The 6,233-nt window shown below is 56.7% G+C and carries 4 protein-coding genes and 1 tRNA gene; 1 reads left to right on the top strand and 4 read right to left on the bottom strand.

The genetic code is table 11. The features are described 5' to 3' along the window. Nucleotides 1-165: 165 nt before the first annotated feature. Both HMPREF3142_RS14240 and HMPREF3142_RS14235 read right to left on the bottom strand, forming a co-directional pair. A tRNA-Phe gene (locus HMPREF3142_RS14240) sits at nt 166-241 on the bottom strand. A gap of 105 nt (nt 242-346) precedes the next feature. Continuing rightward, a complete protein-coding gene (locus HMPREF3142_RS14235) occupies nt 347-1,060 on the bottom strand; it encodes a DUF554 domain-containing protein (protein ID WP_008806478.1) in 714 nt (237 codons plus the stop codon). Between the two features lie 419 nt (nt 1,061-1,479). Here HMPREF3142_RS14235 and HMPREF3142_RS14230 point away from each other — a divergent pair, with 419 nt between their 5' ends. After that, nucleotides 1,480-3,618, top strand: a complete 2,139-nt coding sequence (locus HMPREF3142_RS14230; RefSeq protein WP_008806477.1) for an ornithine decarboxylase — start codon at nt 1,480-1,482, stop codon at nt 3,616-3,618. Nucleotides 3,619-3,661: 43 nt separating this feature from the next. On the opposite strand, the gene HMPREF3142_RS14225 is transcribed toward HMPREF3142_RS14230, so the two are convergent. Beyond that, on the bottom strand, nt 3,662-4,915 hold the full coding sequence (locus HMPREF3142_RS14225; RefSeq protein WP_012967223.1) for a nucleoside permease: 1,254 nt from the start codon (nt 4,913-4,915) through the stop codon (nt 3,662-3,664). A gap of 191 nt (nt 4,916-5,106) precedes the next feature. Then, the gene (gene mltC, locus HMPREF3142_RS14220; RefSeq protein ID WP_012540557.1) at nt 5,107-6,189 is read right to left on the bottom strand and encodes a membrane-bound lytic murein transglycosylase MltC; all 1,083 of its coding nucleotides are present in this window, start codon (nt 6,187-6,189) and stop codon (nt 5,107-5,109) included. Nucleotides 6,190-6,233: the final 44 nt, after the last annotated feature.

Genomic DNA, 6,233 nt, shown 5'->3' with positions numbered 1-6,233 from the left:
AGTGGTGCCCGGACTCGGACTAACGCCGCAGGCGTTGAACAGCGCGCGTGTCGCGCTGGCCCCGAAGGGGTGAGCCGCTGTGCGGCGAATAATCGAACGGAGTTCGATGAAGAGTCCGGATGCAGAAAAGCAAAAACCCGCCTTTTGGGCGGGTTCTTTAAATAGTGGTGCCCGGACTCGGAATCGAACCAAGGACACGGGGATTTTCAATCCCCTGCTCTACCGACTGAGCTATCCGGGCAACGGGGCGCATTAAACCGTAATCGCCGCGCCTCGTCAACGAAATTTATCTGTTTTGCAGCAGACTGAACAATCTATCACCACATTGCGCTAAAAGCACGCGTCTTCAGGCAAAAAACAGCGTCCAGGCCGCTGAAATTGGCATCGCCAGCACCAGCGCAGGCAGCATATTCACCACCGCAAACATTTTTATCCCGCAGATGCGCAGCCCGGTGGCCACCAGCAGCATACCGCCGACGGCGCTGAAATCCGCCAGCATCATCGGGGTAGTAAGCGGCATAATGATCGCCGCGCAGGCCGCAAGAGTCAGCTGGATGAGCAGCATCGGCACGCTGATGGCGGCGACGGCAATGCCCAGGGTGCAGGCGAAAATGGTGGCAGTGAAAAAGTCGAGAAACGCTTTAGCAATCAGAATGCTGGCGTCGCCAGTCATCCCTTCGCGCATGGCGCCGAAGACGCCGGTGCCGCTGGCGCAGAACAGGACGATAATCGCCACATAGCTCTGAATATAAGACTCATGAGCCGAAGCCTTTTTCTTGCCTTTCGCTGACATCAACTGCTGGAGTTTACTGACCAGCGTATTGATGCCTTTTTCCATATTGCATATTTCGCCGAGCAGCGTCCCCACCAGGGTCGACAGCACCATCACTGGCAGATTGGCGCACTTAATGACCAGTAAAATGCCGATGCCTAATGACGCCAGGCCAAAAATTGAGGTCATTGATGTGCGGATCCGTTCCGGCAACCGTTGACTGAGCAAGGCGCCCAGCACACCGCCGACCAGCACCGCGCTGGCGTTAATAAAAGGTCCTGTAACCACGCTGACTCCTGTTAAATATCCCTGATAACCGCATTATTATGACGTTAACCCGCCGCGAAAGCTTGTGTATCCGTGATATAAGTGCATACGGTTTTCATCTTGCGCCTGTTCGGGAAAGGTGCCATGATTGCGCGAATTTTCTCCTCCCTGATATGAGGCCGCCGATGACGACACTGCCATTATCTCGCCAGCGACGTCGCGCACAGATGCGCGGGGTGCCTCATCTTGCTACGCTTACTCCTCTGTTCACCATGCGGTGAAGGACACGTATGCTCACTGTAGGGCAACAGTAAGATCGGACGCGTCTGCTTTTACTGATGTCCGGCGGTCGGAGCTGAAATCCGTCAGACCCGGACACATCGTTGGGCAAGGTTTCCTTGTCTGAGATTTTTACACTCCCGATACGGGCATTTGCGCTTATGAAATCCATGCACATTGCCGCCAGCTGCGAGCTGGTCACCCGCTTGTCCACCCACCGTCGCGTTGTGGCGCTGGACAGTACCGATTTTACCGATGTGGCGGCAGTCGTCATCACCGCGGCGGACAGTCGCAGCGGCATCCTTGCTCTCCTCAGACGCAGCGGATTTAATCTGCCGGTCTACCTGCTGAGTGAGACGGCGGTCGAGAGGCCAGAGGGGGTGCAGGCGGTGATCGCCGGTAAAGATCAGGAGTGGCTGGAGCTGGAGGCGGCGGCCTGTGATTATGAAGCGCGTCTGCTGCCGCCGTTTTTCAATACTCTGACCCAGTACGTTGAGATGGATAACAGCACTTTTGCCTGTCCGGGGCATCAGCACGGGGCGTTTTTCAAAAAGCACCCTGCAGGCCGTCAGTTCTATGACTTTTTTGGCGAAAATGTCTTTCGCGCCGACATGTGCAACGCCGATGTGAAATTAGGCGATCTGCTGATCCACGAAGGGTCGGCCAAGCACGCGCAGAAGTTCGCTGCGAAAGTGTTCAATGCGGATAAAACCTACTTCGTCCTCAACGGCACCTCGGCGGCCAACAAAGTCGTGACCAATGCGCTGTTGACCCGCGGCGATCTGGTGCTGTTCGATCGTAACAACCACAAGTCAAACCATCACGGGGCGCTGATTCAGGCGGGGGCGACGCCGGTCTATCTTGAAGCCGCGCGCAATCCGTTCGGTTTTATCGGCGGCATTGACGAGCGCTGCTTTGATGAGCATTACCTGCGGGATCTCATCCGCGAAGCGGCGCCTGAGAAAGCCAATGCCTCCCGCCCGTTTCGTCTGGCGGTGATCCAGCTGGGGACCTACGACGGCACGGTCTATAACGCCCGCCAGGTGGTGGATAAAATAGGCCACCTCTGCGATTACATCCTGTTCGACTCGGCGTGGGTGGGCTATGAGCAGTTTATCCCGATGATGGCCGACTGCTCGCCGCTGCTGCTGGAGCTGACCCCGGACGATCCGGGTATTTTTGTCACCCAGTCCGTGCACAAGCAGCAGGCCGGCTTCTCACAGACGTCGCAGATCCATAAAAAGGATAACCATCTGCGCGGCCAGGCGCGTTTCTGTCCGCACAAGCGGCTGAATAACGCCTTTATGCTGCATGCCTCCACCAGCCCGTTCTATCCGCTGTTTGCCGCGCTGGACGTCAACGCCAAAATTCATGAAGGTGAGAGCGGCCGCCGCCTGTGGGCCGAGTGTGTGGCTCTGGGCATCGAGGCGCGCAAAGCGATCATCGCTAACTGCAAGATGATCCAGCCCTTTATTCCGCCAGTGGTGGCGGGGCGTCCATGGCAGGATCACCCGACCGAGGCGATCGCCCGGGAGCGCCGCTTCTTCAGCTTCGAACCCGACGCGCGCTGGCATGGTTTTGAGGGCTATGCGGACGACCAGTATTTTGTCGACCCGTGCAAGCTGCTGCTGACCACCCCGGGCATTGACGCTGAAAGCGGGGAGTACAGTGAGTTCGGCATCCCGGCGACCATTCTGGCGCATTATCTGCGTGAAAACGGCATCGTGCCGGAGAAGTGCGATCTCAACTCGATTCTGTTCCTGCTGACGCCGGCGGAGAGCGCCGAAAAAATGGCGCAGCTGGTGGCGATGCTGGGACAGTTCGAACAGCATATTGAATCGGATACGCCGCTGGCCGACGTGCTGCCGACCATCTACAACAAGTATCCGGTGCGCTATCGCGATTATACCCTCCGCGAACTGTGCCAGGAGATGCACGATCTGTACGTCAGCTTTGATGTGAAGAGCCTGCAAAAGGAGATGTTCCGTAAACGGAGCTTCCCGCGCGTGGTGATGAATCCGCAGGATGCTAACCGCGAATTTATCCGCGGCAACGTGGAGCTGGTGCGTCTGAGCGAGGCGGAAGGCCGCGTTGCGGCAGAGGGGGCGCTGCCCTATCCGCCAGGGGTATTATGCGTGGTGCCCGGTGAGATCTGGGGCGGGGCGGTACTGCGCTATTTCCTCGCGCTGGAGGAGGGAGTCAATATGCTGCCGGGTTTCTCGCCGGAGCTGCAGGGGGTTTACAGCGAAACGGATCCGGATGGCATTAAGCGGCTGTACGGTTACGTGCTGAAGGGATAAAAAAACGCCCCGCCGAGCAGGCGGGGCGTTTTGCTTGTGACGATCAGGCGCTCTGCTGGGCGGCGGTCGGTTGTCTGACGTGTTTGTATTTGAACAGCGCCACGAAGGCAAAGGCCAGCACCAGCGAATAGCCAGCGAAAATCAGCCATACGCTCTGCCAGTTAGTGATCCCCTCGACGGTAAAGTGCTCAACCACTTTGCCGCTCACCATCCCGCCAAGAATACAGCCGAAGCCGTTGGTCATCATCAGGAACATCCCCTGGGCGCTGGCGCGGATTTCCGGACGAACCTCTTTCTCAACGAACACCGAACCGGAGATGTTGAAGAAGTCGAAGGCGCAGCCGTAGACGATCATCGACAGCACCAGTAGTACAGTGCCGAACGGTGTCGGGTCGCCAAAGGCGAACAGGCCGAAGCGCAGCATCCACGCCACGATACTAATCAGCATCACGTTCTTAATGCCGTAGCGGCTAAGGAAGAACGGGATGGTCAGGATAAACAGCGTTTCGGAGATCTGCGAAATCGACATCAGCACTGATGCGTGCTCGACGATAAAGCTGCCGGCAAACAGCGGATCTTTATCGAAGCTATGCAGGAAGGTGTTGCCGAACATATTGGTGATTTGCAGTTCGGCACCGAGCATCATCGAGAAGATAAAGAAGATAGCCATGCGCTTGTTTTTAAACAGCGCAAAGGCGTTAAGCCCCAGCATCTCCGTCCAGCTTTGATTGCGCTGGGCGTTGGCGACCGGAATATGCGGCAGCGTCAGGGTGAACAGCGCCAGCAAGACCGACAGCGTCGCGCCAATGTACAACTGCATATGGCTCAGTTCGAAGCCCGAGAAGCTGACGCCCCACATGGCGAGGATAAAGCCGATGGTGCCCCAGATACGAATTGGCGGGAAATCGGTGACGATATCCAGCCCCGCCGACTGCAGGCGATAGTAAGAGATGGTGTTAATCAGCCCCAGCGTCGGCATATAGGCCAGCGAGTTGAGGAGGATCACAAGGAACATCTCGCCCGGCGTGGTGACCTGCGCCGCCAGATACAGCGTTAACGCGCCGACCAGGTGGCAGATGGCGTATACCCATTTGGCGCTGATCCATTTATCGGCGACGATGCCGAGCAGCGTTGGCATCAGGACGGCGGCGATGCCGAGCGAGCTATACACTGCGCCGATTGCCGCGCCGTCAAACTTCAGCGTGACAAACATGTACGAGCCGAGCGTGGTCAGCCAGCTCCCCCAAAGGCAGAACTGCAGGAACGACAGTATTTTTAGCTGCAGCTTAAGATTCATGTATTTATCCTCACGAATGTGGGCTTGTTATGTTTATTAAATAACATAACCACCGTTATTTTGATGCGATTCTATCATTCAGGGGTGAGGAGCTTCTGTTAACTGCCGCAGAAAATCGAAAAGATATTACGAAGTATGTCCTATAAAAAAGAGAGGCCCAGTGCGATGTCCGGGCCTGTAAGAGAGGGGGGTTATTTGCGGCGATAGCTTTTCTGCGCAGTGTTAACTTTATACAGATACCGGCGCGATTCGGCCGACGGATGGCGGGTGGTGAGCGTCTGGTAGACGTCGCCTGGCGCCATGCTGTTAATGATGTTCGCCGCCTGGACTTTATCGCTGGAGAACACGCGCAGTACGCTGCCGGCGCCGCCGTTATAGGCGGTGATCACCGCGTAGCGACGCGAGGTGGGGTTATCGATGCCGGCGAGATAAACATTGTTCAGCATCGCCAGATAAGCGGTGCCGGTATCGATGTTATTCGCCGGGTCAAACAGATAGCTGCGGCTCGGCAGGCCGGATTTGCCCTGCGAACGGAAGACGTCTTTCCCCGCGCTGTGCTGGACGACCTGCATCAGCCCCATGGCATCCGCGTGGCTCACCGCATAGGGGTTAAACGATGATTCTGTTTGCATAATCGCAAGGATCAGCGACTCATCAACGCCGTATTTACGCGAGGCCTGGCGCACCATGCCGAGGTATTTATGCGCACGTTTGTCGAGGTGGTTTGGTACCAGGTTGATGGTGATGCTGTAGATCACGCGCAGGCCATTGTTGCGGCTCTTGAGGCGGGTTTGCAGCAAATAATCGGCGTAGCGCGCGGCGCGCCACTCCCAGCGAATCGACGCGCCGGTGTTATCCACCACCTGACCATAGAGGAACGGCTCTTTGGAGATCTGAATATCATCGACGTCGGAATAGAGGTCAATGGAGTTGGGGTCATCGCCCATCAGCAGCGTTTTGATGATCGCCTGGCGCAGTCGTCCGCGCGGATCGGTGCCCGCGATGGTCTCGACGGTGATCGTCCCGGCATCAAAGTTGATGTGGCTGCGGGTTTGATATTGATCGGTATATTTAACGTAGTCCTTCGGCCCGGCGAGCAGGACTTCGTTATACCCCCAAATGTTCTCGATGTTATGGGCAAACTGGCCCATCAGGATATCGAATCCGTTCGTGTCCTTGACCCAGGCCTCGTTGTATTCGGTGCCTTTTTTATTGGAGCTGGAACACGAAACGAGCAACGGCGCAATCAGCGCGAGCGCTAAGTATTTTTTCATCATTCCGGGCGTGCGTGTTGTGTTTGTTTTTAAAAGGCCGCAGG

Origin of the sequence: Klebsiella sp. HMSC16C06, from assembly GCF_001808325.1 — a bacterium.
Taxonomy (GTDB): domain Bacteria; phylum Pseudomonadota; class Gammaproteobacteria; order Enterobacterales; family Enterobacteriaceae; genus Klebsiella; species Klebsiella variicola.
The sequence above is the reverse complement of the archived record's forward strand: the minus strand, read 5'-3'. Positions and strand labels throughout refer to the sequence as shown.